The sequence below is a fragment of the Microbispora sp. NBC_01389 genome, from assembly GCF_045040095.1.
Classification (GTDB): domain Bacteria; phylum Actinomycetota; class Actinomycetes; order Streptosporangiales; family Streptosporangiaceae; genus Microbispora.
In genome coordinates, this window is record NZ_CP109552.1 from 532634 (window position 1) to 558354 (window position 25721).

At 72.7% G+C, this 25721-nt stretch carries 22 protein-coding genes; 6 read left to right on the forward strand and 16 right to left on the reverse strand.

What is annotated here, in order from left to right:
* Nucleotides 1–303: 303 nt before the first annotated feature.
* A complete protein-coding gene (locus tag OG344_RS02520) occupies nt 304–1308 on the reverse strand; it encodes a methionine synthase (protein WP_405086795.1) in 1005 nt (334 codons plus the stop codon).
* 18 nt (nt 1309–1326) lie between these two features.
* On the opposite strand from OG344_RS02520, the gene OG344_RS02525 reads away from it, so the two are divergent.
* A complete protein-coding gene (locus OG344_RS02525; RefSeq protein WP_405086796.1) occupies nt 1327–1956 on the forward strand; it encodes an MBL fold metallo-hydrolase in 630 nt (209 codons plus the stop codon).
* A gap of 12 nt (nt 1957–1968) precedes the next feature.
* Here the strand turns inward: OG344_RS02525 and mnmA are convergent, their stop codons facing one another.
* Entirely contained in the window at nt 1969–3078 is a 1110-nt protein-coding gene (gene mnmA, locus OG344_RS02530) for a tRNA 2-thiouridine(34) synthase MnmA (RefSeq protein WP_405086797.1), read from the reverse strand.
* A gap of 86 nt (nt 3079–3164) precedes the next feature.
* On the opposite strand from mnmA, the gene OG344_RS02535 reads away from it, so the two are divergent.
* From OG344_RS02535 to OG344_RS02545, 3 genes are all read left to right on the forward strand, one after another.
* Nucleotides 3165–4229 (forward strand): DUF695 domain-containing protein, encoded by a 1065-nt coding sequence (locus OG344_RS02535; RefSeq protein ID WP_405086799.1) that lies wholly within the window; start codon nt 3165–3167, stop codon nt 4227–4229.
* A gap of 167 nt (nt 4230–4396) precedes the next feature.
* Nucleotides 4397–5317 (forward strand): Rieske 2Fe-2S domain-containing protein, encoded by a 921-nt coding sequence (locus OG344_RS02540; RefSeq protein WP_405086800.1) that lies wholly within the window; start codon nt 4397–4399, stop codon nt 5315–5317.
* The gene (locus OG344_RS02545; protein ID WP_405086801.1) at nt 5314–5868 is read left to right on the forward strand and encodes a hemerythrin domain-containing protein; all 555 of its coding nucleotides are present in this window, start codon (nt 5314–5316) and stop codon (nt 5866–5868) included. The genes OG344_RS02540 and OG344_RS02545 overlap by 4 nt, the downstream gene beginning before the upstream one ends.
* 19 nt (nt 5869–5887) lie before the next feature.
* Here OG344_RS02545 and OG344_RS02550 read toward each other — a convergent pair whose 3' ends face one another.
* Nucleotides 5888–7042, reverse strand: coding sequence for a cysteine desulfurase family protein (locus tag OG344_RS02550; RefSeq protein WP_405086802.1), 1155 nt, complete (start codon nt 7040–7042; stop codon nt 5888–5890).
* A gap of 120 nt (nt 7043–7162) precedes the next feature.
* Between OG344_RS02550 and OG344_RS02555 the strand changes: the two genes are divergently transcribed.
* Both OG344_RS02555 and OG344_RS02560 read left to right on the forward strand, forming a co-directional pair.
* The gene (locus tag OG344_RS02555) at nt 7163–7654 is read left to right on the forward strand and encodes a TetR/AcrR family transcriptional regulator (RefSeq protein ID WP_405086803.1); all 492 of its coding nucleotides are present in this window, start codon (nt 7163–7165) and stop codon (nt 7652–7654) included.
* A gap of 260 nt (nt 7655–7914) precedes the next feature.
* Nucleotides 7915–9132 (forward strand): MFS transporter, encoded by a 1218-nt coding sequence (locus OG344_RS02560; protein WP_405086804.1) that lies wholly within the window; start codon nt 7915–7917, stop codon nt 9130–9132.
* 43 nt (nt 9133–9175) lie between these two features.
* On the opposite strand, the gene OG344_RS02565 is transcribed toward OG344_RS02560, so the two are convergent.
* The 13 genes from OG344_RS02565 to glgP form a co-directional block, all read right to left on the reverse strand.
* On the reverse strand, nt 9176–9709 hold the full coding sequence (locus tag OG344_RS02565) for an SRPBCC family protein (protein WP_405086805.1): 534 nt from the start codon (nt 9707–9709) through the stop codon (nt 9176–9178).
* Between the two features lie 171 nt (nt 9710–9880).
* On the reverse strand, nt 9881–10834 hold the full coding sequence (locus OG344_RS02570; protein ID WP_405086806.1) for an electron transfer flavoprotein subunit alpha/FixB family protein: 954 nt from the start codon (nt 10832–10834) through the stop codon (nt 9881–9883).
* An 11-nt stretch (nt 10835–10845) separates the two neighbouring features.
* Nucleotides 10846–11625: an electron transfer flavoprotein subunit beta/FixA family protein gene (locus OG344_RS02575; protein WP_405086807.1), complete on the reverse strand. Its 780-nt coding sequence runs from the start codon at nt 11623–11625 to the stop codon at nt 10846–10848.
* Between the two features lie 196 nt (nt 11626–11821).
* Nucleotides 11822–13051: a serine/threonine-protein kinase gene (locus OG344_RS02580; RefSeq protein ID WP_405086808.1), complete on the reverse strand. Its 1230-nt coding sequence runs from the start codon at nt 13049–13051 to the stop codon at nt 11822–11824.
* 63 nt (nt 13052–13114) lie between these two features.
* Nucleotides 13115–15031 (reverse strand): serine/threonine-protein kinase, encoded by a 1917-nt coding sequence (locus tag OG344_RS02585; RefSeq protein WP_405086809.1) that lies wholly within the window; start codon nt 15029–15031, stop codon nt 13115–13117.
* Between the two features lie 11 nt (nt 15032–15042).
* Nucleotides 15043–17283 carry a protein kinase domain-containing protein gene (locus tag OG344_RS02590; RefSeq protein ID WP_405086810.1) on the reverse strand — a complete coding sequence of 747 codons (2241 nt, stop codon included), beginning with the start codon at nt 17281–17283 and terminating at the stop codon, nt 15043–15045.
* Between the two features lie 106 nt (nt 17284–17389).
* Complete coding sequence (locus OG344_RS02595; protein ID WP_405086811.1) at nt 17390–17905, reverse strand: YbaK/EbsC family protein; 516 nt, start codon at nt 17903–17905, stop codon at nt 17390–17392.
* Nucleotides 17906–19489, reverse strand: coding sequence for a flavin monoamine oxidase family protein (locus OG344_RS02600; RefSeq protein WP_405086812.1), 1584 nt, complete (start codon nt 19487–19489; stop codon nt 17906–17908).
* An 82-nt stretch (nt 19490–19571) separates the two neighbouring features.
* Nucleotides 19572–20414 carry a M55 family metallopeptidase gene (locus OG344_RS02605; protein WP_405086813.1) on the reverse strand — a complete coding sequence of 281 codons (843 nt, stop codon included), beginning with the start codon at nt 20412–20414 and terminating at the stop codon, nt 19572–19574.
* Nucleotides 20411–21637, reverse strand: coding sequence for a DUF6395 domain-containing protein (locus tag OG344_RS02610; RefSeq protein ID WP_405086814.1), 1227 nt, complete (start codon nt 21635–21637; stop codon nt 20411–20413). The genes OG344_RS02605 and OG344_RS02610 overlap by 4 nt, the downstream gene beginning before the upstream one ends.
* 6 nt (nt 21638–21643) lie before the next feature.
* Nucleotides 21644–21994, reverse strand: coding sequence for a hypothetical protein (locus tag OG344_RS02615; RefSeq protein WP_405086815.1), 351 nt, complete (start codon nt 21992–21994; stop codon nt 21644–21646).
* Between the two features lie 56 nt (nt 21995–22050).
* A complete protein-coding gene (locus OG344_RS02620; protein ID WP_405086816.1) occupies nt 22051–22824 on the reverse strand; it encodes an enoyl-CoA hydratase/isomerase family protein in 774 nt (257 codons plus the stop codon).
* 100 nt (nt 22825–22924) lie between these two features.
* A complete protein-coding gene (glgP, locus tag OG344_RS02625) occupies nt 22925–25522 on the reverse strand; it encodes an alpha-glucan family phosphorylase (protein WP_405086817.1) in 2598 nt (865 codons plus the stop codon).
* Nucleotides 25523–25721 lie beyond the last annotated feature (199 nt).

The following is a 25721-nucleotide window of genomic DNA, read 5'->3' on the forward strand; positions in this document are numbered from 1 at the left end:
CGCCGAGGACGAGGAACGGCTCCCGCCGGACCGCTCCGCGAGGAGGCCGCTCCAGACCGCGCGGCCCCTCGTTTCAGGAGCGATCGAGAATTACGGTAGACCGCTTGCAGCCCACTTTCATTCCTTTTTGTCCGGTCTACTCGGGCCGGTCAGGGTGGATGGAGGGGGACCGGCCCGAGAGCTCAGCCCTCCAGCACGTCAAGAGATAGGCCCCGGGGCTTGTGAATCACTTGGGAACGGGCTGGGAGATCGCTTGGATCACCCCGCGCCCCCTGTACAGCGCCCCCCTGACTCGCCCCTCCTTTACTCGCCGGGGTCCTCGCGCAGGACCCGGGCCGCCTCCCGGCACCGGGCCAGCGCCGCCCTGGCGTACGCGGGCGAGGCCCCGGCCAGCCCGCAGGCGGGGGTGAGCACGACCTGCTCGGCGAGCCGGGCGGGCGGGAAGCCGAGGCGCCGCCACAACTCCACCGCCGGCCGGGCCACCACGCCGACGTCCGCCAGCCGGGCGTCCGTCCCGGGCACGACGCCGAGCAGCAGCGCGAGGCCCTTCTCGATCGTCTCGCCCAGTTCGTCCTCGTCCCTGCGCCGCAGCAGCCGCGCGTCCACCGAGACGCCGCGCGCGCCCGCCGTACGGATGACCTCGTACGGCACGCCCGGCGCGCAGCAGTGGACGACCGGGAACGCGGGCGCGAGCGCGGACAGCACCGTTCTCAGCCGCTCGGCCGCGACGGGCGACTCGACGGCGGCGAGCCGCCCGAAGCCGGACGCGGTCGGCACCGTGCCCGCAAGCACGCCGGGCAGCCCCGGCTCGTCGATCTGGACGACGAGGTCCGCTCCCGGGACCCGCCGCCGGACCTCCGCCACGTGCTGCGCCAGTCCCTCGGCCAGCGACTCGGTCAGGTCGCGTACGGCTCCGGCGTCGGCGAGCACCTTGTCGCCGTACCTGAGCTCGATCGCCCCGGCGAGCGTCCACGGGCCACACGCCTGGATCTTGAACGGACCCCGGTAGCCCTGGGCCGCCTCCTCCAGGCCGTCGAGGTCTCGGGCGAGGTGGTCCCTGGCCCGCTTGAAATCCCGGCCCGGCCGGTCGGAGAGCCGCCAGCCGGACGGCTGCACCTCGACGGGCAGCTCGACCAGCAGCGACGCCGTACGGCCGATCATGTCCGCGCCGACTCCCCGGGCGGGCAACTCGGGCAGATAGGGCATGGGCAGCTCGCCGAACGCGGTGCGCAACGCCTCAAGATGGTCCTCGCCCGGGTAGGACCCCACCCCGGTGGCCGCGGCCTCGCTCCACGGATACTCGCTCACGGTCACTAGCTTAGAGATATGAAACTCACCAAACTCGGTCACGCGTGCTGGCGGCTGGAGAAGGACGGGCGGACGCTCGTCATCGACCCTGGCACGTTCAGCGGTCCGGGGCTCCTGGACGGCGCGGACGCGGTGCTGATCACCCACGAGCACTTCGACCACGTGGACGCGGGCCTGCTCGCGAACGCGAGCCCCGACCTGGAGGTCTTCACCTGCCAGGCCGTCGCCGACCAGCTCGGCGAGATCCCGGCGAAGGTCCAGGTCGTCACCCACGGGGACGACTTCGACACGGCGGGCTTCCACGTCAGCGCGGTCGGCGAGTGGCACGCGCTCAACCTGCCCGACGTCCCGCCGGTGCAGAACATCGGCTTCTTCGTGGACGACGAGGTGTTCTACCCCGGCGACGCCCTCACGCCGCCGGGACGCGAGGTCCCGACGCTGCTGGTGCCGACCAACGCGCCGTGGCTCAAGGCGGCCGAGACGCTCCTCTACCTGCGGTACGTCCGTCCCGCGCGGGCCTACTCGACCCATGACGGCCTGGTCAACGACATCGGCGCGACGCTGATCGACAACTGGCTCGGCATGGAGGCCGGCCGGCAGAAGGGCGACTTCCGCCGCATCCCGCCCGGGGAGAGCGTGGAGGTCTGACCTGGTCTGACCTCAGCCGGCCGAGGCGATCGTGGCGGAGCCGAGGACGGCGTCCCCGTCGTAGAGGACGGCCCCCTGGCCCGCCGCGACGCCGGTGGCCGGATGGTCCAGCTCGATGTGCAGCTCACCGCCGGACAGCTGGGCGCGGCAGCCGTACACCTCGCCGTGCGCGCGTAGCTGCACCATGCAGGTGATCGGCTCGTACGGCTCCGGGAGCGGCCCGTTCCACACCGGCCGCTCGCCCACGACGGCGCGCACCTCCAGCGAGGCGCGCGGGCCCACGGTGACCGTGTTGGACACCGGCTCGATCGACAGCACGTAGCGCGGCCTGCCGTCGGCGGCGGGCCGGTCGACGCGCAGGCCCTTGCGCTGCCCGATCGTGAAGCCGTACGCCCCCTGGTGGCTGCCGACCACCTGGCCGGTGAGCGCGTCGACGATCGGCCCCTCGGCCGCGCCGAGTCGCTCGGCGAGGAAGGCCCGGGTGTCGCCGTCGGCGATGAAGCAGATGTCGTGGCTGTCCGGCTTGTCGGCCACGGTCAGCCCGCGCCGCGCGGCCTCCTCGCGCACCTCGGCCTTGGTCGAGCCGCCCAGCGGGAAGATCGCGTGCGCGAGCTGCTCGCGGGTGAGCACGCCCAGCACGTACGACTGGTCCTTGGCGTCGTCGACGCTGCGGCGCAGCACGCCGTCCTCCAGCCGCGCGTGGTGGCCGGTGGCGACGGCGTCGAAGCCGAGCGCGAGCGCCCGGTCGAGCACCGCCTCGAACTTGATCTTCTCGTTGCACCGCAGGCAGGGGTTGGGGGTGCGCCCGGCGGCGTACTCGCCGACGAAGTCCTCGACCACGTCGCGGTGGAACCGTTCGGCCATGTCCCACACGTAGAAGGGGATGCCGATGACATCGGCGGCGCGGCGCGCGTCGCGGGCGTCCTCCAGGGTGCAGCAGCCGCGCGCGCCGGTGCGGTAGGACTGCGGGTTGGACGACAGCGCCAGATGGACGCCGGTCACGTCGTGCCCGGCCTCGGCGATCCGGGCGGCGGCCACCGCGGAGTCGACCCCGCCGGACATGGCGGCGAGGACGCGGAGCCTTCCCGTGGAATTTCCCGTGGGCTTTGCTGTGGGAGCCATAACAGTTCGAGGTTACCGCCCCGATGCCGGCGCGGGCGCGCGCCCGCGTTGGCATCGGGGCGGGCGGGCTGGGAGGATGCGGGGTCATGCGACTGTTCGGGCGCGAGAGCGAATCCGCCGGCCCCCGCGAGAGCGGTGCCGCCGACCCCGCCGAGGCCATCGCCGCGTTCTGGGCCTGGTGGGAACGGGCCCGTGCGGGGATCGACGCGCACGTCGAGGCGGAGGATCCCGAGGCCCTGGCCGAGACCATCGGGCCGGCCGTCGCCGCGCTGCACCCGTCCCTCGTCTGGGAGGTCGTGCCCGGGCGTCTCGCCGTGCACGCCCTGGTCGTCAGCGCGTCGGCTGATCCGGAGCTGCGGCCGTTCGCCCATCGCTGGGCCCTGGCCGCGCCGCCGGTCGACGCGATGTGGGAGTTCCACCCCTCCCGGCAGGCGAACGCGCAGGCCGAAAGCATCACGTTCGACGTCGGCGGGCGGGAGTTCGGGCTCGACCGGCTGGTGGTGGCGCTGCGCGTGCCGCCCGGCACGCCACGCGTGGACGTCACCGCCTTTCACCCCATATTTCCGGATATCGATGAGGAAGCCCGGACGGAGGCGACCTTCACCGCCCTCGACTGGCTGCTGGGCGAGGACGAGGTGGCCCGCTGGGTCGGCGAGATCCAGGCCGCCGAGTTCGAGCCGATCGACGCCCTCCCGGCGGTCCACCTGCCCTCGGTCGTCGCCGACGTGGCGGAGGGGTTCGCGGAGGAGCAGTGGGCGCTGCTGGAGGGCCACACCGCCACCGGCGGCCGCCTCACCGCCGCGGCCCGCTATCCCCTGCGCCCGGTCGACTTCCCGCTGTTCGACCAGCACATCGCCGTCACGCTGCCGTACGAGCACGCCGACGCGGACGGGCAGCCCGCCGGGGCCTCACTGGACGCGCTGCGCGGGTTCGAGGAGCGGCTGACCGGACGGCTGGCCGCGGACGGGTCCGCCGTGCTGGCGGCCCACCTGAGCGCCGACCGCGCCCGGACGCTGCACCTCTACGCCGACCGCGCCGCGGACGTGCCGCCGGTGATCGAGGAGGTCGCGGCCGGCTGGAAGGAGGGACCCGCCCGGGTCGAGACGGCCGAGGATCCCTCCTGGAGCGCGGTCGCCCCCTTCCTGACCTGAAACCCCTTCCCGAGCTGAACCAGCTCCTGACCTGAACCAGATATTCAGCGCGTTTCATGACATACGGGACGGGCACGCCGCGATAGACCGACGCGCGGGCGAGCGCCCGCGTTCCGCCCGTTCCCGCAGCCCGCGGGGCCGATCCGGCGACGGGATTGGGATCGGACATGGCTCATCGCGCACTGGACCGGATGCTGGACGCGATCGAGGGCGACGGCCGCCTCGACCGGCCGGGTCACCGGCTCGAACAGGGTCTCGCGTTCACGGAGAACCTCCTCGGGGTCACCAGGGGCCGCGCCCGCGGCCTCCTGCACGGCGTCTGGCTGGGACACCCCGTTCATCCGTTTCTCACCGACCTCCCGATCGGCTCGTGGACGACGGCGCTGGTCCTGGACCTCACCGGACGGAGGCGGGCCGCGCGGACGGCCGTGGGAGTCGGTCTCGCCGGGGCGGTGGCCGCGGCCGTCACCGGTCTGCACGACTGGCAGCACACGCATGACAACGCGCGCCGGGTCGGGCTGGTCCACGGCGCGCTCAACGCGCTCGCCCTCGGCCTGTACGGCTGGTCGTGGTGGCAGCGAGGCCGGGAACGCCACCTGCGCGGCGTGCTCGCCGCCCTGCTCGGCTATCCCCTGATCATGGTCAGCGGCTACCTGGGCGGCGCGCTCACCTACAACCACCGGATCGGGGTCGACCAGACGGACCGGCGGCTCGAACCACGCCGTTTCACCCGGGTGCTGGCCGAGCGCGACCTGACCGACGGCAGGCCGCACCGGGCGCGGGCGGGCGGCGTGGAGGTCGTCCTGGTCCGCACCGGCGGCCGCATCCACGCCCTGGAGGACGCCTGCCCGCACTTGGGCGGTCCGCTGTCCCAGGGCTGGCTCCGCGACGGCTCCATCACCTGTCCCTGGCACGGCTCGGCGTTCGAGCTGGACGGCGGAGCGAGCCTGAACGGCCCGGCCGTCACACCCGCGCCGTGCTTCCAGACCCGCGTACGGGACGGGTGGATCGAGGTGCGCCGGGCGCCCACGGTGGTCACCGCGCCGCCCGGCAGCGCCCTGGTCCACCAGCAGGAGGTGCGGCCATGAGGAGAAGACCGCAGGTGCTCACCGAGGTGCGGGAGGCGCCGGCCCGGCCGGAGCGCGAGAAGGCGACGCGGGTGCTCGTGGAGCACCACGAGGTGCTGCGCGGGCTCATGCGGCGCCTGCTGGAGACGCCGCGCGCCCAGCCCGGACGGCGGCGCGCGCTCGCCGACGAGCTGTTCGACGAGCTGCGGATGCACGAGATGATCGAGGAGGACGTCTTCTATCCGGCGATGCGGGACGTCACCCCGGGCATCGCGGCCGCCTGGTCCGAGCACCGCCAGCTCAGCGACCAGCTCGCGGCGCTGGTGCGCGCCGACCCGCGGTCCGGGCGGTTCGACCGGGAGCTCGGAGTGATGCACGACGCGCTGGAGTCGCACGCCCACCTGGACGAGGAACGGCAGATGTTCCCCGAGATCGAGCGCTTCGCGGACGAGGACCTGCTGGTCGAGCTGGCTGACCGGCTCCGGGACCGGCTGGCGCGGCTGCGCTCGTCGCGGCGCACGCGGATGCTCCTCCGCCTGCAACGGGCGCTGCTGCGCCTGACGGCCCGCTAGAGGCCGAAGCCGACGGGCATCACGACAGACCGGCGCGGCGGGCGCGCTCGACGACCTGTCCGATGACCTCGACGACCCGGTCGACGTCCTCCTCCGTGGACGTGTGGCCGAGCGAGAAGCGCAGCGAACCGCGGGCGCGCACGCCGTCCTGACCCATCGCCATCAGCACGTGGGACGGCTGGGCCACCCCGGCCGAGCAGGCCGAGCCCGTGGAGCACTCCACGCCCTTGGCGTCGAGCAGCATGAGCAGGGCGTCGCCCTCGCAGCCGGGGAACGAGAAGTGGGCGTTGGCCGGCAGCCGGTCGGCCGGGTCGCCGTTCAGCACGACGTCCGGCACCGCACGCCGTACGCGCTCGACGAGGTCGTCGCGGAGCGCCGACAGGCGTTCCGCGGCCGCGGGCTGCCGCGCGACGGCCGCCTCGACGGCCGCGGCGAACCCGGCGATGGCCGGGGCGTCGAGCGTGCCGGAGCGGATGTCGCGTTCCTGCCCGCCGCCGTGCAGGACGGGGACGGGATCGACGCCGCGCGCCAGCAGCAGCGCCCCGACGCCCACGGGTCCACCGACCTTGTGGCCGGAGACGGTCATGGCGTCCACACCCGAGTCGGCGAACGAGACCGGAAGCTGGCCGACCGCCTGCACCGCGTCGGTGTGGAACGGGATGCCGTGCTCGTGCGCGATGGCGGCCAGCACGCGCGCCGGCTGCACGGTGCCCACCTCGTTGTTGGCCCACATGACGCTCACCAGCGCGACGTCGTCCGGGTCACGGTCGATGGCCTCGCGCAGCGTCTCGGGGTGGACCCGGCCCTGCTCGTCGACCCGGAGTAACTCGACCCGGGCGCCGTGGTTGTCGCCCAGCCAGTGGGCGGGATCGAGGGCGGCGTGGTGCTCGATCGCGCTGACCAGGATCCGCGGTCGCTTCCTCGCCCAGAACAGGCCCTTGATGGCGAGGTTGTCGGCCTCCGTGCCACCGGCCGTGAACACGACCTCGCTGGGCCGGGCGCCGAGCGCGCCGGCGATCGTCTCGCGCGACTCCTCGACGACCCGGCGGGCGCGGCGGCCCGCCGCGTGCAGGGAGGAGGGGTTTCCCACCTGACCAAGCTGGGCCGTCATCGCCTCGATGGCCTCGGGCCGCATCGGGGTGGTCGAGGCATGGTCCAAGTACGCAGATCCCATGACCCCTCCCCTGAACGCCTTTCGTGCGCACCAAGCGTATCCGGGGAGGCGGGGAACATCGGAACGGTGTCGCGGGTTAACCGTCCAGACGGTACAGTAGGCGGCATGAGGGAGGGTGGCATGAGGCGGGACGAGTTGCTCGACGCGGCCGAGGCCCTGCTGCAGGACCAGGGCGCCCAGGCCCTCACCCTGGCGGCGGTGGCCGAGCGCGCCGGCGTCAGCAAGGGTGGCCTCCTCTATCACTTCGCCACCAAGGAAGCGCTCGTCAAAGGCATGATCGAGCGCCTGATCGCCGACTTCGACGCGTTGATCGAGGCACAGGGGGAGAGCACCTACACGCGCTCCTACGTCGCCGCGACGTTCGAGGCGGTGGAGACCGGACGGCTGAGACGCTGGGCGGTGGTGACCGGCGCGGCCGGTGATCCCGCGCTGCTCGCGCCGCTGCGTGAGGCGATGGCCCGCTGGATGCGGCAGGGCATGGACGACGAGCCCGACCCACCCGCGTCCCAGATCGTACGGCTGGCCTGCGAGGGCGTCTGGGAGGTCGCCACCCACTGTTCGGCGATCATCGACTTCGCCGTCGTCCGCGCCAGGCTGCTCGCCCTGTTGTAGGGGTCATCGGGCTCTTCCCACAGGCGCCGCCGCAGCGCCTTCTGTGACACGCCCCTGCGACACGCCCCTACGACACGCCGCTGTGTCACCTTCTGCGAGACGTCCGCGCCGGGCGCGGACCGTGCCCACTACACCGAGCCGTACGCGCGACTGGTGGTCGCCCTTCCTTCCGGCTGACGCCGCGAAAGGGCGACCTGCTGCTGTCTGCCCACTTCTCCGGGTTCGGAAACCCACTTGACACACATGGAAAGGAAGCTGTGATGACCCGCGCTTTGAGGAAGGCCCGTTATGGGGCAGTCCTCACCTTCGTCCTGGCCGGCCTGATGTGCGGAACGTTCACCGTGCGCCTCCCCGCGCTGGCCGACCGGCTCCGCCTCCCGGAGTCGTCGGTCGGCCTCGCCCTGCTCGGCTGGGGAGTCGGCGCGCTGCTGACCATGCAGATCATGCGCTTCGTGCTGGGCAGAGCCGGGAGCCACGGCGTCCTCCGCGCGGCCGTACCCCTGTGCGCGGCATCACTGGTCCTCGTCGCGCTCGCGCCGTCCTTTCCGGCGCTGGTCGCCGCGACCGCGCTGTTCGGCATGGCGTTCGGCGCGGTCGACGTCGGCATGAACGCGCAGGGCTCCCTGGTCGAGCGCGCGTACGGCCGGCCGATCATGATCGGCATGCACGCGGGCTGGTGCGTCGGCGCGATCTCGGCGGGCCTGCTGGGCACGGCCGCCATCGCGCTGGGCCTGCCCCTCACCACCCACTTCCTCCTGGTGGCCCTGGTCTCGGCGCCCGCGGCGCTCGCTCTCAGCCGTACGCACCTGCCCGACCGCGCGCCGGAGACGGGCGCCGCGCGGGAGAGCGGCCGGGCCCGGCGGAGACTGCCGGGGGTCGTCTACCTGCTCGGCGCGATCACGTTCGCCGCGTTCATGGTCGAGGGCGTCGTCGCCGACTGGAACGGGCTCTACCTGCTCGGCACGCTGCACGCCTCCGAGGCGGTCGCGGCATTCGGCTATCCGGTGTTCGAGGCCGGCATGCTGGTCGCGCGGCTCGGCGGCGACCGGCTGCGCGGCCGCCTCGGCGCCCGCGCGCTGATCGCCCTGTCCGGCGGGGCCACGGCCCTGGCGTTCCTCGCCGTCATCGCCGCGCCGGTGACGGCGGCGGCCGTGGCCGGGCTGTTCTTCGTCGGGCTCGCAGTGGCGACGATCTCGCCGATGGCGCTGTCGCTCGCCGGCACCGCGACGGCCGAGCCGGGCCCCGCGATCGCGCAGGCGAGCGCGATGGGCTACGCGGGGCTGCTGCTCGGGCCGGTCGTGATCGGTTTCCTGTCCGCCGCGGCGTCGCTGCGGCTGGCCATGGGCGTGGCTGTCGTCCTCGGCGTCGTCATCGTCGCGGCGGGGCGGCTGCTGCCCGTGTCCCGTACGGAGATCGTCCCGCTGCGGGCGTCCACCCGCGACGGAGGCGAGCAACCCCGCCTGCCGCTGGCCGCCTGACGCCCGCATCGCCCGAAGATCCGGCTGGGAGCCCGGCTGGGGATCACCCCCGGCCGGCCTTGGCGGCCTCCTCGGCGAGGGCTACGAGCCGGTCCACGGTCTCGGGCAGCGCGCCGCCCAGGATCTTCTTCATGATGGGGGTCAGCAGGAGCGCGGTCGGCCCCTTCACGACGACCTTGAAGGTCACGTCCCGCGTGCCGTCGCCACGTTCCTCGATGGAGTGCTCCCAGTCCATGGCGGTGCCCCCGGGCAGGAAGAACCGGTCGGTGTACCTGCGCATGGGCTCGCACTCGATGATCTCGAAGCGGACGGCCGACTGGCCCTTCAGCTTGACGCGGCCGGTGGCGCCGAGGGCGAACGGCCCCCCGTCGAGGCGGATCCAGTCCAGCCCGTCGTCCCAGCGGACGCGCGCGGGAACGTCGGCCCACAGGGGCCAGATGTGCTCCGGCTCGGCCGTGGTCTGCCGCGTGACCGTGATGAGGTGCGTGGTGCGCAGTTTCCCGAGCGCGGCCACCGTCGCGGCGAGCACCGCCGTGCCGGCCGAACTACGGATGAGCATCTTGATCCCGCTTGGCATCGAACCATCCCCTCGAATCTGGTCGTCTGTCTATATCATACGTATGTATAAGACAGATTGCCAGGCGCCGGAGGAGGATTTCGCGCGAGATCGCCGCGCCGCCTCCATACAACCCCATGAACGCCGGAAGCGGCGCCGCGTCAGGCGCGGCGCCGCTTCCGATCCGGGGTGCTACTTACGCTTCTCGATCTCCTCGGTGAGCTGCGGGACGATCTGGAACAGGTCGCCCACCACGCCGTAGTCGGCGACCTCGAAGAGCGGCGCCTCGGCGTCCTTGTTGATCACCACGATCGTCTTCGAGGTCTGCATGCCGGCCCGATGCTGGATCGCGCCGGAGATGCCCGCCGCGATGTAGAGCTGCGGCGACACCGTCTTGCCGGTCTGGCCGACCTGGAACTGGTGCGGGTACCACCCGGCGTCGGTGGCGGCGCGCGACGCGCCGACCGCCGCGCCGAGGGAGTCGGCGAGCCTCTCGATGATCGCGAAGTTCTCGCCCGAGCCCACACCCCGGCCGCCGGAGACCACGATCGCGGCCTCGGTCAGCTCGGGCCGGCCGCCCTTCTCCTGCACTACCCGCTCGACGATCCGGGCGGCCCGGGCGGCGTCCGACAGGGCGACCTCGATCTTCTCCTCGGCGCCGGCGCCGGCCGCGGCGACGGGAGCGGTGCTGTTCGGCCGTACGGTGATGATCGGAAGGCCCCGGGTCACCCGGCTGCGGACGTTGACGCCGCCGCCGAAGATCGACTGCTCGGCGACGAAGCCCTCACCGACGCCCACCGCGTCGGAGATCACTCCGGAGTCCGTCTTGATCGCGAGCCGGCCCGCGACCTCCTTGCCCTCACCGGTCGCCGCGAGGAAGACCGCGGCCGGGGAACGCTCGGCCACCAGGTGCGCGAGCACCTCGGCCTTGGGCGCCGCCACGTAGTCGCCGATCTCGCCGGCGTCCGCGATATAGATCTTCTCCGCGCCGTACTCGGCGAGCCTGGCCTTGGCCGCGTCCGAGTAGCCGGGGCCGGCCCACACCGCGGCCGGCGTGCCCAGCGACCGGGCCAGGGTCAGCAGCTCGAAGGTGACCTTCTTGACGTCGCCGTCGACGTGGTCGACGAGAACCAGAATCTCAGTCATCTCGGGGCCCCTCAGATGAACTTCTTCGACGCGAGGAACTCGGCGGCCCTGGCGCCGCCGTCACCCTCGTCCTTGATCACGGTGCCGGCGGCCCGGGGTGGGGCGGCGGCGAAGTCGACGACCTCGCTCCACGAGTTCGCCAGGCCGACCTGGTCGGCCGCGATGTCCGCGTCGGCGATGCCGAGCGTCTCGACCGGCTTCTTCTTGGCGGCCATGATGCCCTTGAACGACGGGTACCTCGGCTCGTTGATCTTCTCGACGACCGACACGACGGCCGGCAGCGAGGCCTCGACCTTGTCGTAGCCGTAGTCGGTGATCCGCTCGACCCGGATGGCGGTGCCCTCGACCTCGACCTTGCTCGCCAGCGTGAGCTGGGGGGTGCCGAGCCGCTCGGCCAGCATCGCGGCGAGCATGCCGGTGCGGGCGTCGGTCGACTCCGAGCCCAGGATGACCAGGTCGAAGCCGATCTTCTTCAATGCCTGGGAGACGGCGTAGGAGGTGCCGAGCGCGTCCGAGCCGTGCAGCGCGTCGTCGTGCAGGTGCACCGCCTTGTCCGCGCCCATCGCCAGGGCCTTGCGGATGGTCTCGGTGGCCTTGGCCGGGCCCATGCTCAGGACGGTGACCTCACCGCCGTGTGCCTCCTTGAGCCGCAGCGCCTCCTCGACCGCGTACTCGTCGAGCTCGTTGACGACGCCGTCGGCGGCGTCGCGGTCGAGCGTCTTGTCATCGGACCTCAGCTTGCGCTCGGTCGCCGTGTCGGGGACCTGCTTCACGCAGACGACGATGTTCATGGCCGGTGGCCGACCTCCCCTTTCCGTACGGCTGACGCCGCGATTACGCACAATGTTACCCATGGGTAGCTTAGCCGCAAACCTCCAGGCCCGCACCGTGCCATTCACATCGGGCCCATGTCACCTACCGGGCCCATCTCACACTACCGAACTTTGTTCCGGTATCCGGGGGTCCGAGCGGCCGCGGGTCGCCTGGTCAGCTCGCGAACACGAGCATGCCGAGGATGAACACCACGGTGCCGACGGCCATGAGCAGCGTCGTGGTGCTGAACAGCGTGCTGAGCAGCGCCCAGACCCCGACGGCGCCCACGCCGCTGACGGCGTCCACCACGAGCCGGCGCCGCCGCGACCGCGCCAGCAGCCCGAACCCCGCGTCGGCCACCAGGGCGATGCCGTAGAGGACCAGCAGGAGAAGCGACACCTCCGGGAGGTTCGCCCGCGCGGCGGCGGCGAACAGGCCCACGACCACCGCGGAGCCCACCACCCAGCGGCGGTGCAGCTTCTCCCGGTGCGCGGCCCGCGGGTCGTCCGCCTCCGCCCGCCTCGCGCTCCGGGCGGGCCGCCGATCACCCGGCCGCCACTCGCGGGTGGACGCCTCGGATAGGGGCTGCCGCGAGGGCTCGATCCCGTCCATCACCGGCGCGGCCTCGTTCAGGCGGCCGGCCAGTTCGGCCGTCTCGGGGCGGGCGGCCGGATCGCCGCTCAGGCACCGCTCCACGAGCGGGACGAGCCATGCCGGCACCCCCGACAGGTCGGGCTCCCGGTGCACCACCCGGTAGGCGACGGCCGCCGCGGGCCCCGTCCCGTACGGCTGCCGCCCGGACGCGGCGAAGGCCACCGTCGCCCCCCAGGCGAACACGTCGGCCTCCGGCCCGGCGTCCCGGCCCTCCAGCACCTCCGGGGCCAGATAGCCGGGCGTCCCCACCACCGCGCCCGACGCGGTCACCGACGCCGACTCCAGCGCGCAGGCGATGCCGAAGTCGATCACGTACGGCTCGCCGTCGGAGACGATGACGTTGGCCGGCTTGAGATCGCGGTGGACGACCCCGGCGGCGTGGATCGACTCCAGCGCCTCCGCCAGCCCCAGCGCCAGCCGCAGCAGGGCCGCGCCGGCGACCGGCCCGTCCTTCGCCACCACCGTGCTGAGCGGCCTGCCCTGGACGTACCGGGTGACGATGTACGGCCGCTCCCCCGACAGCGAGGCGTCGAGCACCTCGGCGACGTGCCGTCCGCGCACCCGGCGCATGGTCTCCACCTCACGCGCCAGCCTGGTGATCGCGAACGCGTCGGAGGCGACGTGGGGATGCAGGACCTTGACGGCGACCGTGCGCCCGTCGGCGTCGAGCGCGAGATGGACCTCCCCGAACCCTCCCGACCCGAGTGCGGAGATCAGACGATAGGGACCGAGCTGTTGTGTCGTGCCCATGGTGTCTCCCGCTTCGCTCGGCGGCCGGGACGGCGTCAGGTCCAGGGGTCAGGTCCAGGGGGGTCAGGTCCAGAAGGTCAGGAAGCCCAGGCCGATGCGGTCCATGATGTCGCCCACGACGCCGCCGATCAGGTTCACGACGGTGTCCTCACCCTTCCGCTGGAGATCCCCGACGATTTTGTCGATCGCCACCGACGGCGGCCGCCAGGGTGCCCAGGAGGCGTCCGCGGACAGCGCCGTCATGATCGCGAACAGCGCGACCGTGCCGACCACGATCGTGACGATCATGCCCGCGCCCGGGCTGCGGATCACCGCGGTGAGCGTACGGGCCACGGCTTTGCGCGGGGCCTTGCCGCCGGGCAGGAGGAACAACCCGGCGACGAAGGCGCCGGCCGCGTAGGCCGCGGCGGGGTCGGGACGCACTCCCCCCAGATAGTGGAACCCGCCCCAGCAGCACATGGCGAACATCACGGCCAGCGGCACCTGCACCACCGTCGCCAGGGCCGCCCTGATCAGCGCCCAGGGCGTGCCGAGCACCGCGAGGAGCGGGTCGGCGCCACTGGTGCCCCTGGCCGCCCGGCGGTCGGCGAGGTCGCCGAGCAGATACTGCCCCACCCGCAGGCACAGCGCCGCCACGGCGGCGAACAGGGTCACCACCACCGGCAGCAGGCAGGCCAGCGCCACGAGCGTGGCCAGCAGCAGGGCCGCGAGCACCGGGTGCCGCGCGCGGTAGGGAGCCCGCGGGGGCTCCGGCGCGTACGGCGTGGGCGGCGTGGCCGGGTCGGGGGCGGGCGGCCGCGCGACCTGGGGCTCGGGATGGCCCGCCACGCGCTGGTCGGTGTGCGGCTGGAAGACCGCCGGCTGGTACGGCGGCGGGGGCGGGCCCCCCTGGCCGTACGGCGGGGCCTGCGGGTGCGCCGGAGGCGGCGCGGACACCGGACGGCGCTGCCTCGGCGCCCGGGGCTCCCGGTAGGGCCGCTCCGGCTCCACGTAGTTGACCGGCGGCAGCAGGTCGGAGTAGCTGTCGTCGTCCGACGGCAGCACGCTGGTCCGGGTTCCGTTACCCCTGCCGTTGCCCTGGCCGGTCCCGTTGCCGGGGATCGCCGTCTCGTCGAGCAGGCGGGTGCCGTCGAGGACCCTCGTCCCGCCGTCCTGCGGGGTCTCCCGTAACACGGTGACCGTGGGGTCCAGCGACCGGGTGAGCCGCAGCAGCGACGCGGCGGTGGGGCGCGACGCGGCGTCGGACGCCAGCGCGAGGCGGAGCCAGCCGCGCAGCCAGACCGGCGCGAGATCGACCTGGGCCTTGCCCTCGAGGATGTTGTAGCAGACCGACTCGAACGTGCCCGAGCCGAACGGCGGCTTGCCGGTGACCCCGAAGAACACCGTCGCGGCCAGCGCGTGCACGTCGGCCGCCTGGGTGATCTGGGTGTCCCGGATGATCTCCGGCGCGAGGTAGCCGGGCGTGCCGACGAACATCCCGGTCTGGGTCAGCCGCGTGGCGTTGACGAGGTGGGCGATGCCGAAGTCGATCACCAGTGGCTCGCCGTCGACCAGCATGACGTTGGCCGGCTTGAGGTCGCGGTGGATCACGTCGGCCGCGTGGATCGCGACCAGGGCCTCGCACAGGCCCCGGGCGAGCCGGACCACGGCGTCGCCGCGGAGCGGGCCGTCCTCCAGCACGGTCTGCTCCAAGGTCCGCCCGGGGGCGTACCGCGTCACGATGTACGGCGCGGCGCCGGTCAGGTCGGCGTCGAGGACCTCGGCGACGCGCCTGCTGCGCACCCGCCGCATGGTCTCGACCTCGCGGGTCAGCCGGTCGCGTGCCTTGAGATCGGACGCGACGTGCGGGTGCAGGACCTTGACCGCGACCTCGCGCCCCTCCGCGTCCAGACCGAGGTGGACCACCCCCATGCCGCCCTCGCCGAGCTGCCGCAGCAGCCGGTAGGGGCCGATCCTCTCGGGAGCCTCAGTAGCCGACATGTCGTCCCCCGTCACCCATACCCCGCCTGGTCCCGCAGGTCCCTGAGCCGATCAAGTACTGACAGAACGTCGATAGGGCCCCAGAAGTGCCCTGCTGTTTGGTTACCCAGAAGCCCGGCGAGCGCGATCGCCGCCGTGAGCACCGCGAGCGCCCCGATCCCCCAGGCGAGCCCCTGCGCCGCGCCGTCGCCGGGGGCGAGCGAGGCGAGGGTCCGCCGCATCTGCCGGGTTGGGCCGGTGACCCCCGGCCCCGCGCACAGCGTCCACAGCGCCACCGCGACGCCCCAGCTCAGCGCGGCGAGCACGGGCGCCGACCCCACGAGCACGGTGAGCGCCAGCGTCACGGCCACCCCCAGGACCAGCGCGTACGGCACGAGCGCCAGCGTGATCCCGGCGGACCGGACGAGCGCCGCCGGCCGGCCCAGCACCCGCAGCACGTCCGTGGCCGCGGCGCCCGCCGCGCGGCGGGTGTTGAGGTGCGCCTGGTCGAGGTCGGCGGCGCGGAGCAGCACCGCGACCGGCACGGCCAGCAGGCAGACCAGCATCGGCGCGAGGACCGCGAGGCTCGTCATCACGACGAGCAGCAGCGCGCTCGCCACGCCGTACGCCCGGGAGCGCTGGAGCAGCCCGCCGGGCGGGAACGGCGGCACGGTCGGCGGCGGCACCCGCAGCGTCGGCATGTACGGCGCCGGATTCTGCTGGTGGGGGCTCTGCTGGTGGGGGCTCTGCTGGTGGGCGTTCTGCTGGTGGGCGTTCTGCTGGTGGGCGTTCTGCTGGGGCGGATAGTGCTGGTGGATGTGCGGCGTCTGCTCGTAGATCTCGGGCGCGTGCCCGAAGAGGGCCTGGTCGCGGGCCGCGACGTCCCGGTGCGCCGATCCGTGCAGGCCCGGCCCGCGCGGAGCCGGGCGCGGCGGCGCCGGGTCGTGCGGCAGGGCGGCGGCGCCGGTGACGGCCTGCCGCACCTCCTCGGAGGTGACCCGCCGCGTGGGGACGTCCCCCTCCGGCCGCAGCATCGGCGTGGGCCACTCGTCGGGCCCCGTGGTCGGCCCACCCGTGTTGGGGTGCGGGCCGGGGCGGGACGGGGGCATCCGGGTGGGAATGTCGCCCTCGGCCGGCGACCCGAGGCCCGCCCTGCGCAGGTCCTCCCCGGTGACCCGGACGGTCGGGAAGGGATCGCCGCCCTGACCCGCCACGGGCGTGTCCCGCAGCAGGGAGACGAACTCCTCCGCCCGGTCGGCGGGGCGCGACGGCGTGACCGGAGGCGTCGCCACGGGCGCGACCGGCGGCGTCACCACCGGCCCGGCCGTCTGTGCTCCCGTCCGCGGCCCGGCCTGTGGTCCGGCCGTCTGCGGTCGCACCGGTGGCCGGCCGCCGAAGTCGGGCCTCTGCTGGCCGCCGGTGTCGTCGACGTTGGGCACCGTGGTGGTCTCGTCGGGCACCCGCGGCCTGCCCCCCGCGCCCTGCGGCATGAGGCGGCCGACCTGCCGTACCAGCTCTGCCGATGTCGGCCGCCTGACCGGGTCGCGGTTGAACGCGGCGCGCAGCACCGGCTGGATCGGCGCCGGGGCGGCGTCCACGTTGGCCCGCCCGGAGGTGATGTTGAAGAAGATCATCTCCAGCGTGCCCTTGCCGAAGGGCGGCTGGCCGGTCGCGGCGTACAGCACGGTGCCGGCCCAGGCGTGCACGTCGACCTGCGGCCCCGCCTCGTGGCCCTCGATGATCTCCGGGGCGAGATAGCCGGGTGTGCCGATGAACATCCCGGTCTGGGTGAGCCGGGTGGCGTCCACCGCCTGGGCGATGCCGAAGTCGATGAGGACCGGCTGGCCGTCCAGCATCAGCACGTTGCCCGGCTTCAGGTCGCGGTGGATGACCCCCGCGGCGTGGACGGCGGCGAGCGCCTCGGCGACCCCCATGGCGACCTTGAGCACACTGTCGAGGGGCAGCGGGCCGTCCTTCTTGACGATCTCGTCCAGCGCCCGCCCCGGCACGTACCGCGTGACGATGTAGGGCCGGCGGCCGGTGACGTCGGCGTCGACGACCTCCGCGATGTGCCGCCCGCGCACCCTGCGCATGGTCTCGACCTCGCGTGACAGCCGCCTGCGCGCCACGTCGTCCCCCGCCACCTCCGGGCGCAGGACCTTGACCGCCACCTGCCGGCCCTGCGCATCCAGGGCGAGGTGGACCACCCCCATGCCACCCTCACCGAGCCGCCGGAGCAGCCGGTATGGCCCGAGTCGGTCGTCTTGATTCATCGCCTTAGCACCATACCGACTAAAAGAACGCCCATGAGTGAACCATCGCGCCACATCTCCGCTCAGCACAACGGAGAAAGGACGCCAACGGTTTCCCGGCGGGTGATCAGATGGTGAGCGCGAGGACCTCCCCACGGGTCGCCGCGACCAGCGCCTCGCCGGAAAGCGCCAGCTTGGAGCGGCGGACGCCGCTGCCGATCACGACGAACGGCCGCCGGGTCACGTTTTCGTCAACGAGCACCGGCCAGCCGTCCGGCAGCCCGATCGGGGTGATGCCGCCGTACTCCATGCCGGTCAGTTCGACGGCCTCCGCCTGCGGGGTGAAGGACGCCTTCCTGGCGTCCAGATGACGGCGTACGACGCCGTTGACGTCGGCCCGCATCGTGGCGAGCACCATGACGGCGGCGTACCTCGTCTCCCCGCCCCGCCTGGCGCTCACGATCACGCAGTTGGCCGAGTCCTCCATCGCCACGCCGTACCGCTCGCAGAAGGCGGCGGTGTCGGAGAGTCCGGGGTCGATCCCGGCGACCCGCGGCGGCACGTCGAGCGAGGCGACGGCCTTGGCGACCGGATCGGCGAGCAGATCCGGCCGGTCGGAGACGGGAACCCATTCGAGCGGCATTCAGCCCTCCTTGACCGCGCGCTGGTGCAGTTGGGTGACCACCTTACGGGCGGACTCCAGCGCTCCCGCCTGCCAGGCGATGAGCTGGGTGAGCCAGTCGCCGGCGAAGTACACCCGGCCGGCGGGCTCCTGCAACAGCGAGAAGGCGCCCTCATACGAGGGCCAGGCGACCCAGGCGCCCTCGATGTGCGGCTGCCGCCGCCAGGCGATCGAGACACTGGAGAGCAGTTCCGACCGGTACTTCTCACCGTGGATCTTCCTACCCTGGGTGAGCGCCCGCCGCTGCCGCTCCGCGTGGCTGAGACGGGCGTACGCGTCCGCGTCGTCGCCGAGGTTGTAGTAACCGACCACCAGTCCCCGCGTTCCGTGAAAGCCGTACGACGGATACCAGATGTGTGCGATGTCCAGGTCGGTCTCGGTGACGCCGCCGTAGATGCGGTCGTCGGTCTCCCACCAGCGACGGCGGTACTCCAGCCCGATCTTCCCGGCCGAGACGGGCGTGGGGGTCCGCAGCGCCGCGACGACCCGGGCGTCCAGGTTGCCGGGAATCCTCCCGAGCACGTGCGGCGGCATGGCCGCGACGCAAAAGTCCGCCCTGGTCATGCCGCCAGTGTGCGCGATCTCCACGCCGTCGGGGAGATTGGTGATCTTCCTGACCTCGACGGAGGTGCGGACGCGGTCGCGGCCCACGGCGTCGGCGAGCCTGTGCACGATCGCGTCCATGCCGCCGACCGGCTGGAACATCGGCATCGCCATCTCGTAGCCGAACGGGAACGTGATCGAGCGGCCGAGCCCGTAGCCGAGCACCTCCGACAGGGGTGGCGGCGCACCCAGCGGAACTCCTTCGGCAGCGCCCGGATTCACGGAGAACCCCCGGCGTTCCGACCCCGTGTAGGTGTAGGTCTTTCCGATGTCGCCGAACTCCGACAAGAAGTGCAGCAGGCGGTTCTTGTCGGCCTCCGTCAGCCGCCGGTCCAGCGCGCCGGCGTATGTGGCCTTCGCGAGCAGTTCGCTGACATACCCGTAGGTGTCCGCCCGTGCCGTACGCGCCCGGACCGGCGCCTTCATGCCCCTGTTGTAGACGTACGCGCTGGAGTTGTCGTTGACGAACAACTCGATGGGGACCCCCAGCTCACGGCAGTAGTCGAGGGTGACCATCCACTGCGCGATGCGAGCCGGGCCGGCGTTGAAGTAGACGCCCTCCCCGAACCGCGCCTCCTGCGTCACACCCGAGAGTTCGGCCAGCCGGTCGCCGCCGCGCAGCGTGAGGCTGCGCCCGCCGATCCGATCACTCGCCTCCAGGACAGTGCAGTCGTACCCCGCCTTGCCCAGTTCGTACGCGGCGGCCAGGCCCGCGACGCCCGCCCCGAGGACCACCACGGACCCGGCGCCCCTACCGGTGAGAGCGAAGTCGGAACGGCTCGGCGGCGTGTAGTCCTTCTGCTGGTGATCAGGCGCCAGCCCGAGCGCCCCCATGGCCGCGTACATCGCCCCGGCGCCTCCGGCCGCGCCGATGCCCACCAGGAAGGCGCGCCGCGTCGGCGCCCCCGTACGCTCCCGCGTCACGCGGTCATCGCCTGCCACCGTGCCTGCCTTCGTCGTCGGGGGAACCGGCATCGGCCGGGATCGGGGCGACCGGCGTAGCCGTTATGGGGGAAGAGCGGCGTCAGCCGTAGCGGCCGCTGCCGCAGGCGACCTGCCCGCCGATCATGGAGAAGAGCCCGAACAGGGCCATGATCTCGTGGTAGTCGCCGGTGGTGAACTCGGTGCACCGGGGGTCCGTGAGCCGCACGCCGGGGATGATCGCGCAGGCCGCCGCGATGGCGGTGGAGTTCCACTCCACGCGCAGGACGTACGGCGGCTCGACCACGTAGGGCCGAAAGCCGGCCAGCCGGCCGAGGGCCCGCGCCGTGCCCTCGCGGATCCGCCGCCAGGCGACGGCCGGGGGCAGCAACTCGGCGGAGAACCTGTCGACGCCCTTCTTCACGGCGACGGTCTCGACGTCGCCGAGCAGTTCCCATGCCTCCTCGCAGACCGCCTCGTCGCCGGCGACGAGCGCGACCGGCACGCCCATCGACCCCGCGAAGCCGGCGACCAGCCGGGTCTCGCCGCAGATCTCGCCGTTCAGATAGACGTTCTGGATCTCCTTTCCCATCCAGGTGTGGTTGAGCACGCCGTGTGCCACACCCGCACGAGCGTGGTAGCCGGCGAAGCAGGCGGCGTCCATGCCGGCGACGAGGCCCTGGCCCATTCGGTGCGGCTTGCCCGGACCTCTGATGAGGGTGGCCCGCTCGTCCAGCAGGTCGATCCTGAGGTTCTTGGTGGACCCGTGCGCGTCGTTCACCAGCACGGACGCCGCGCCGGCGTCGAAGGCGCCCTGGACGACCGCGTTGGCGTCCCCCGTCATGAGCTCACAGCCGCGCTCGTAGCCCCGGCCGCCGTGGTGCATCTCCTCGGGATCGGTCAGCCCGGTGACCCCCTCCATGTCCACCGAGAGATAGATCCTCATCGCGTCCCCCACGTCTCCACCCGGCGTGCCTGGTCGTCGGTCATCAGCCCGATGCTTTCACCGACGAACGCGGCGACCTGCTTGCGCCACGGCTCCGGGACCTCCTCGACTGCGGGCGGGTAGCAGTGGTCCAGCCAGCGGGTGGACTCCACGGTCGCACGGAGGTGCTCCGCCGCCCGCGCGAACGGCGTCTCGGCGATGTTCGGCACCCGGGCGCACCCGTACTCGATCATCTCCTGCCCGCCGTACGGTGGCGGCTCCTGCCAGGATCGGGCCGGCGCGCTCTCAGCGGTGAGCCCGGTGCGCATCGGACGGCCCTCGACGGCGGCTTGGATCAGCTCCTTGTACAAACATTTGCCGCACACCCCGCAGGGGCCGTCACCCGAGCCGCGCAGGCACCAGCGAACGTGCTCGCGCAGATCCGACTCCAACGCGACGCGCATCGTCACGGCCTCGCTCACGCCGCCGACGGGAAGCACCATGGGTAGCCCGGCCGCGGTGAACAGACGTCCCCACTTCCCGTGAGCCGCCCACATGGGATTGTCCGGGGTGTAGCGGAGGATGTAGCGGTCGCCGCCGAGCCAGCGGGAACCGAGTTCGTAGCCGAAGGCTATGCCGCCCAGGTCCAGGTCGTCGGCGAGGAGCAGCGCCCCCACGGTGACGGCGTGGTGTTCCGGGTACCCGGGCCGGGGGCGGCTGAGCAGGAACTCCAGGTCCGACGGGACGATGTGGAGCTCCCGGCCGGCGCGCCGGGCGAGATCGGCGAGCACCTCGGCGCGGTAGTGCGTCCACCGGTTCGGCACGCGCGGGTGGCTCACCCGCTGGAAGTGAACAAACGGCGCGTCGGGGAACATCGTGGCCACGGCCATCGAGTCCGCGCCACCGCTGTACGAAACGGCCAGCCGGGCGCCGCTTCTGGCGTCCTCTCCGACCGGCCCGGCGTCCACCCCCCATCCCGTACGCAGCGCCTCGGCGAATCCCGGGGAGACGGGCCGGTCGAAGGTCACCCGGCGGCGGGTCCACGGCGCGACGACGGTCCACGCGGCCAGCGCGAGCAGGTCGGGATGGGGAGAGCCGCCGCCGGCTCCCGTGTGGACGTGGCAGGAGTTGGTCCGCAGTTCGACGGGGTGGCCGTCGCTGCAGGACCCCGTGGTCCCGTCCTCAGGGTCGAGCAGGAAGACCAGCCGCCACACGCCCTCGTCACGCGTCCACGTCACCCGCATGACCGGCTACCCCACGCGCCCGGAGTCGCCCACGCGCGCGGACAGGCCGTCGATCGCCTGCCAGATGCGCATCTCGTTCTGCAGCAGCGTGTCGACCGCCTCGGCGGTCTCGGTCGCGAGCCGGTGCGCCTCGGCCGCCTTCGGGTCGGCGGCCGCCCTGGCCGGCGCCGCGCTCCCCCGCCGCAGCCGGTCGACCTCGTCGCGCAGCGCCACGACCTCCCGGCGGAGCATCTGCACCTCCCACAGGGCGTCCTTGAGGTCCTGCCGGTGGTCGGGTTTGGTGACGTACCGCGAATCGAGCCGGGACAGCAGCGCCCGGCGCAACCGCGACGGGGTCAGGACTCGCAACCGCATCATGAATCGCCACGATAGCGGCATTTTTGAGCGATCTCGGCCCAACTTGAGGGGCGGTCTCAGCGGCCGGTGAAGGTGGGACGGCGTTTCTCGGCGAAGGCCGTCATGCCCTCTCTGGCGTCCTCGGTGGCGAACAGACCGGAGAACTGGAGCCGCTCGATCTCCAGGCCGGTGTCCAGGTCGGTCTCCAGGCCGTGGTCGACGGCCAGCTTGGCCGCCCGGATCGCGGCCGCCGGTCCCCCGGCGAAGGTGGCGGCGAGGTCGAGCGCCGCCGGGTAGACCTCCTCGTCGGGGACGACCCGGTCCACCAGGCCGATGGCGAGCGCCTCGGCGGCGGAGACGTGCCGCCCGGTGAAGATCAGGTCCTTCGCCCTGGCGGGGCCGACGAGCCGGGGCAGGCGCTGGGTGCCCCCCGCGCCCGGGATGATCCCGAGGGTGATCTCCGGCTGGCCGAGCTTCGCGCTCTCGCCCGCCACCCGGAGGTCGGCGCACAGCGCGAGCTCGCAGCCGCCGCCCAGGGCGTACCCCGTGATCGCCGCGATGACGGGCTTGCCGATCCGCGCGACGGCGGTGAAGCAGTCCTGCAGCGTACGCGAGTGAACGGCCATCTCGGCGTAGGACATGACCGCCATCTCCTTGACGTCGGCCCCGGCGGCGAAGACGCGCTCCCCGCCGTACACGACGACCGCGTGCGCGTCCGGATCGGCGTCCACGAGCCGCGCGGCCTCCGCGATCTCCTCCTGGACCCGCCGGTTCAGCGCGTTCATCTTCGGCCGGTCGAGCCGGATCGTGGCGACGTGCCCGGAGGTCTCCACCCTGACGAATTCACCCATGGCCCTCACCCTAGAACGGAGATCGGCGTCCGAGCGGGAGGGGCCGCCGCGGATCGCCGGACTCCGGAGAGACCGGCGAGACCGGCGATCCGCGGGACGGTCAGCGCAGGGTGCCGTTGGTCATCCCGACCGGCTCCTCGGGTACGGCGATCAGGCCCAGCTCCGCCGGGGAGGCCATCAGCGGGTGGGACGGGACCACCCGCACCGAGTAACCGAACGCGCCGGTGCGGTCCAGCGGCACGGCGCCGGTGTAGTGCGCCCGGCCGTCGTCGCCCGACGCGTCGGCCTTGAGCGTGACGTAGCACGGCGCGAGGAGTTCGTCGTGCGCTCCCACCCGGCCGTACGCCGCCTCGACCCGCACGTCCTCGGCGGACAGCTCGCCGAGGGCGATCGTGGCCCGCAGCTCCAGCTGGGCTCCCAGCTCGGGGGTGTCCCCCACGCCGGTCGCCTCCACGTGCTCGACCCGCACACCCGGCCACGCCTTGGCCACGCGCAGCTTCCAGGCGGCGAACAGCCGGGCGTTGTCGAAGCCGTCCGCCGCGAGCACGCGGGCGCTGGCGGCGGCCGGGGTGTAGAGGTCGGTGACGTAGTCGTGGAGCATCCGGCCGGCGAGCACCTTCGGCCCGAGCGAGCTGAGCGTGTGCTTGACCATCTCCAGCCAGCGCCGCGGCAGGCCGTCGGCGGCCCGGTCGTAGAACCGGTCGGCCACCTCGCGCTCGACGAGGTCGTACAACGCCGTGGCCTCCAGCTCGTCACGCCGGTCGTTGTCGTCCACCCCGTCGGCACTGGGGATCGCCCACCCGTTGGTGCCGTCGTACCACTCGTCCCACCATCCGTCGCGGATGGACAGGTTGAGGCCGCCGTTGAGCGCCGCCTTCATGCCGGACGTGCCGCACGCCTCCAGCGGGCGCAGCGGGTTGTTCATCCACACGTCCGACCCGGTGACCATGAGCTGCCCGAGTGCCATGTCGTAGTCGGGCAGGAAGACGATGCGGTGCCGCACGTCCGCGGAGTCGGCGAAGCGCACGATCTGCTGGATGAGCTTCTTGCCGCCCTCGTCGGCGGGGTGCGCCTTGCCGGCGATGACGATCTGAACCGGCTTGTCCGGATCGAGCAGCAGCCTGCGCAGCCGGTCGGGCTGGTTGAGCATGAGGGTGAGCCGCTTGTAGGAGGGCACCCGCCGGGCGAAGCCGATCGTCAGCACGTCCGGGTCGAGCGCCTCGTCCACCCACTTCAGCTCGGCCTCGGTGGCCCCGCGCTGCCGCCACGACTTACGCAGCCGCCGGCGCGCCTCCGCCACCAGGCGGGCCCGGAGCGTGCCCCGGATGCCCCAGATGTCGGCGTCGGAGAGCTTGTGCACGCCCTCCCAGCCCTGCGCCTTGTCGATCAGCGACGGCAGCTCCCTGCCGGCGAGCTCCATCATCTCCCGGCCCACCCACGTCGGGGCGTGGACGCCGTTGGTGATCGAGCCGATCGGCACCTCGTCCACGTCGAAGCCCGGCCACAGGCCCTGGAACATCTCCTGGCTGACCCGGCCGTGCAGCTCGGACACGCCGTTGACGCGCTGGGCCAGCCGCATGCCCATGACGGCCATGTTGAACACCGCGGGGTCGGCCTCGGGCCCCTCGGGCTCGGCGCCGAGCTCCAGGATCCGGTCGACCGACACCGTCGGCCAGGCGTTCGAGCCGCCGAACTGGCGGGCGATCATCTCGGCGGGGAACCGGTCGATGCCCGCGGGCACCGGCGTGTGGGTGGTGAACACCGTCCCGGCCCGTACGGCCTCCAGCGCCTCCTCGAACGACAGCCGGGCCTCGGTGAGCTCGCGGATGCGCTCCAGGCCGAGGAAGCCCGCGTGCCCCTCGTTGGTGTGGAACACCTCGGGCTCGGGGTGCCCGATGATCCGGCAGTAGGCCCGGATGGCCCGCACGCCGCCGATGCCGAGCAGCAGTTCCTGCATCAGCCGGTGGTCGCCGCCCCCGCCGTACAGGCGGTCGGTGACGTCCCGGGCGACCGCGTCGTTCTCGGCGACGTCGGAGTCGAGCAGCAGCAGCGGCACCCGGCCGACCTGCGCCACCCAGACCTGCGCGTGCAGGGTGCGCCCGCCCGCGAGGCTGATCGCGACCCGGACCGGCGCGCCGTCCTGCTCCTTGAGCAGCGTGAGCGGCAGGCCGCCGGGGTCGAGGGAGGGGTAGTGCTCAAGCTGCCAGCCCTCGGCCGACAGCGACTGGGTGAAGTAGCCGTGCCGGTAGAGGAGACCGACGCCGAGGATCGGCACGCCGAGGTCGCTGGCGGCCTTCAGGTGGTCGCCGGCGAGGATCCCGAGGCCGCCGGAGTACTGCGGCAGCGCGGCGGCGATGCCGTACTCGGGCGAGAAGTAGCCGATCGCCCTGGGGGCGCCCTCCAGCGACTGGTACCACCGGGGAGCGGTCATGTACTCCCGCAGATCGTCGGCGGCGTCGGCCAGCCGGCGCAGGAAGCGCCGGTCCTGGGCGAGCACGCGCAACCTGTCGGCCTCGACCGCGCCGAGCAGCGCGACGGGGTCGTGGTCGACGCGTTCCCAGACCTCGGGATCCACCTCGGCGAACAGGTCCATGGTCTCGGGGTGCCACGACCAGCGGAGATTCTGGACCAGCTCACCCAGAGGTGCGAGCTGCGAGGGAAGAACGGTTCGGACAGTGAACCTGCGGATAGCTCTCACGAGGTCAGACCCTAGTTACTCAGCGCCACGACGCGCGACCGAAAACATACCTGTCGTACTGCGAATCAAGTTCTTCGTTGAACGCTTTCACCCCCAGCACGCAGGTTCAAACCTCACCAAAGTACCCTTGACCTGGTGATGTCCATACCGGACGATCTACCCCGGCACCAGTGATCGATCTCCAGGCGCCGTCGCGCCA

What these genes read in the sequence shown, in the direction of transcription:
- OG344_RS02525 (WP_405086796.1), top strand. Translation starts at nt 1,327, where the DNA reads ATGAAACTCACCAAACTCGGTCACGCGTGCTGGCGGCTGGAGAAGGAC.
- mnmA (WP_405086797.1), bottom strand. Translation starts at nt 3,078, where the DNA reads ATGGCTCCCACAGCAAAGCCCACGGGAAATTCCACGGGAAGGCTCCGC.
- OG344_RS02535 (WP_405086799.1), top strand. Translation starts at nt 3,165, where the DNA reads ATGCGACTGTTCGGGCGCGAGAGCGAATCCGCCGGCCCCCGCGAGAGC.
- OG344_RS02540 (WP_405086800.1), top strand. Translation starts at nt 4,397, where the DNA reads ATGGCTCATCGCGCACTGGACCGGATGCTGGACGCGATCGAGGGCGAC.
- OG344_RS02545 (WP_405086801.1), top strand. Translation starts at nt 5,314, where the DNA reads ATGAGGAGAAGACCGCAGGTGCTCACCGAGGTGCGGGAGGCGCCGGCC.
- OG344_RS02550 (WP_405086802.1), bottom strand. Translation starts at nt 7,042, where the DNA reads ATGGGATCTGCGTACTTGGACCATGCCTCGACCACCCCGATGCGGCCC.
- OG344_RS02555 (WP_405086803.1), top strand. Translation starts at nt 7,163, where the DNA reads ATGAGGCGGGACGAGTTGCTCGACGCGGCCGAGGCCCTGCTGCAGGAC.
- OG344_RS02560 (WP_405086804.1), top strand. Translation starts at nt 7,915, where the DNA reads ATGACCCGCGCTTTGAGGAAGGCCCGTTATGGGGCAGTCCTCACCTTC.
- OG344_RS02565 (WP_405086805.1), bottom strand. Translation starts at nt 9,709, where the DNA reads ATGCCAAGCGGGATCAAGATGCTCATCCGTAGTTCGGCCGGCACGGCG.
- OG344_RS02570 (WP_405086806.1), bottom strand. Translation starts at nt 10,834, where the DNA reads ATGACTGAGATTCTGGTTCTCGTCGACCACGTCGACGGCGACGTCAAG.
- OG344_RS02575 (WP_405086807.1), bottom strand. Translation starts at nt 11,625, where the DNA reads ATGAACATCGTCGTCTGCGTGAAGCAGGTCCCCGACACGGCGACCGAG.
- OG344_RS02580 (WP_405086808.1), bottom strand. Translation starts at nt 13,051, where the DNA reads ATGGGCACGACACAACAGCTCGGTCCCTATCGTCTGATCTCCGCACTC.
- OG344_RS02585 (WP_405086809.1), bottom strand. Translation starts at nt 15,031, where the DNA reads ATGTCGGCTACTGAGGCTCCCGAGAGGATCGGCCCCTACCGGCTGCTG.
- OG344_RS02590 (WP_405086810.1), bottom strand. Translation starts at nt 17,283, where the DNA reads ATGAATCAAGACGACCGACTCGGGCCATACCGGCTGCTCCGGCGGCTC.
- OG344_RS02595 (WP_405086811.1), bottom strand. Translation starts at nt 17,905, where the DNA reads ATGCCGCTCGAATGGGTTCCCGTCTCCGACCGGCCGGATCTGCTCGCC.
- OG344_RS02605 (WP_405086813.1), bottom strand. Translation starts at nt 20,414, where the DNA reads ATGAGGATCTATCTCTCGGTGGACATGGAGGGGGTCACCGGGCTGACC.
- OG344_RS02610 (WP_405086814.1), bottom strand. Translation starts at nt 21,637, where the DNA reads ATGCGGGTGACGTGGACGCGTGACGAGGGCGTGTGGCGGCTGGTCTTC.
- OG344_RS02615 (WP_405086815.1), bottom strand. Translation starts at nt 21,994, where the DNA reads ATGATGCGGTTGCGAGTCCTGACCCCGTCGCGGTTGCGCCGGGCGCTG.
- OG344_RS02620 (WP_405086816.1), bottom strand. Translation starts at nt 22,824, where the DNA reads ATGGGTGAATTCGTCAGGGTGGAGACCTCCGGGCACGTCGCCACGATC.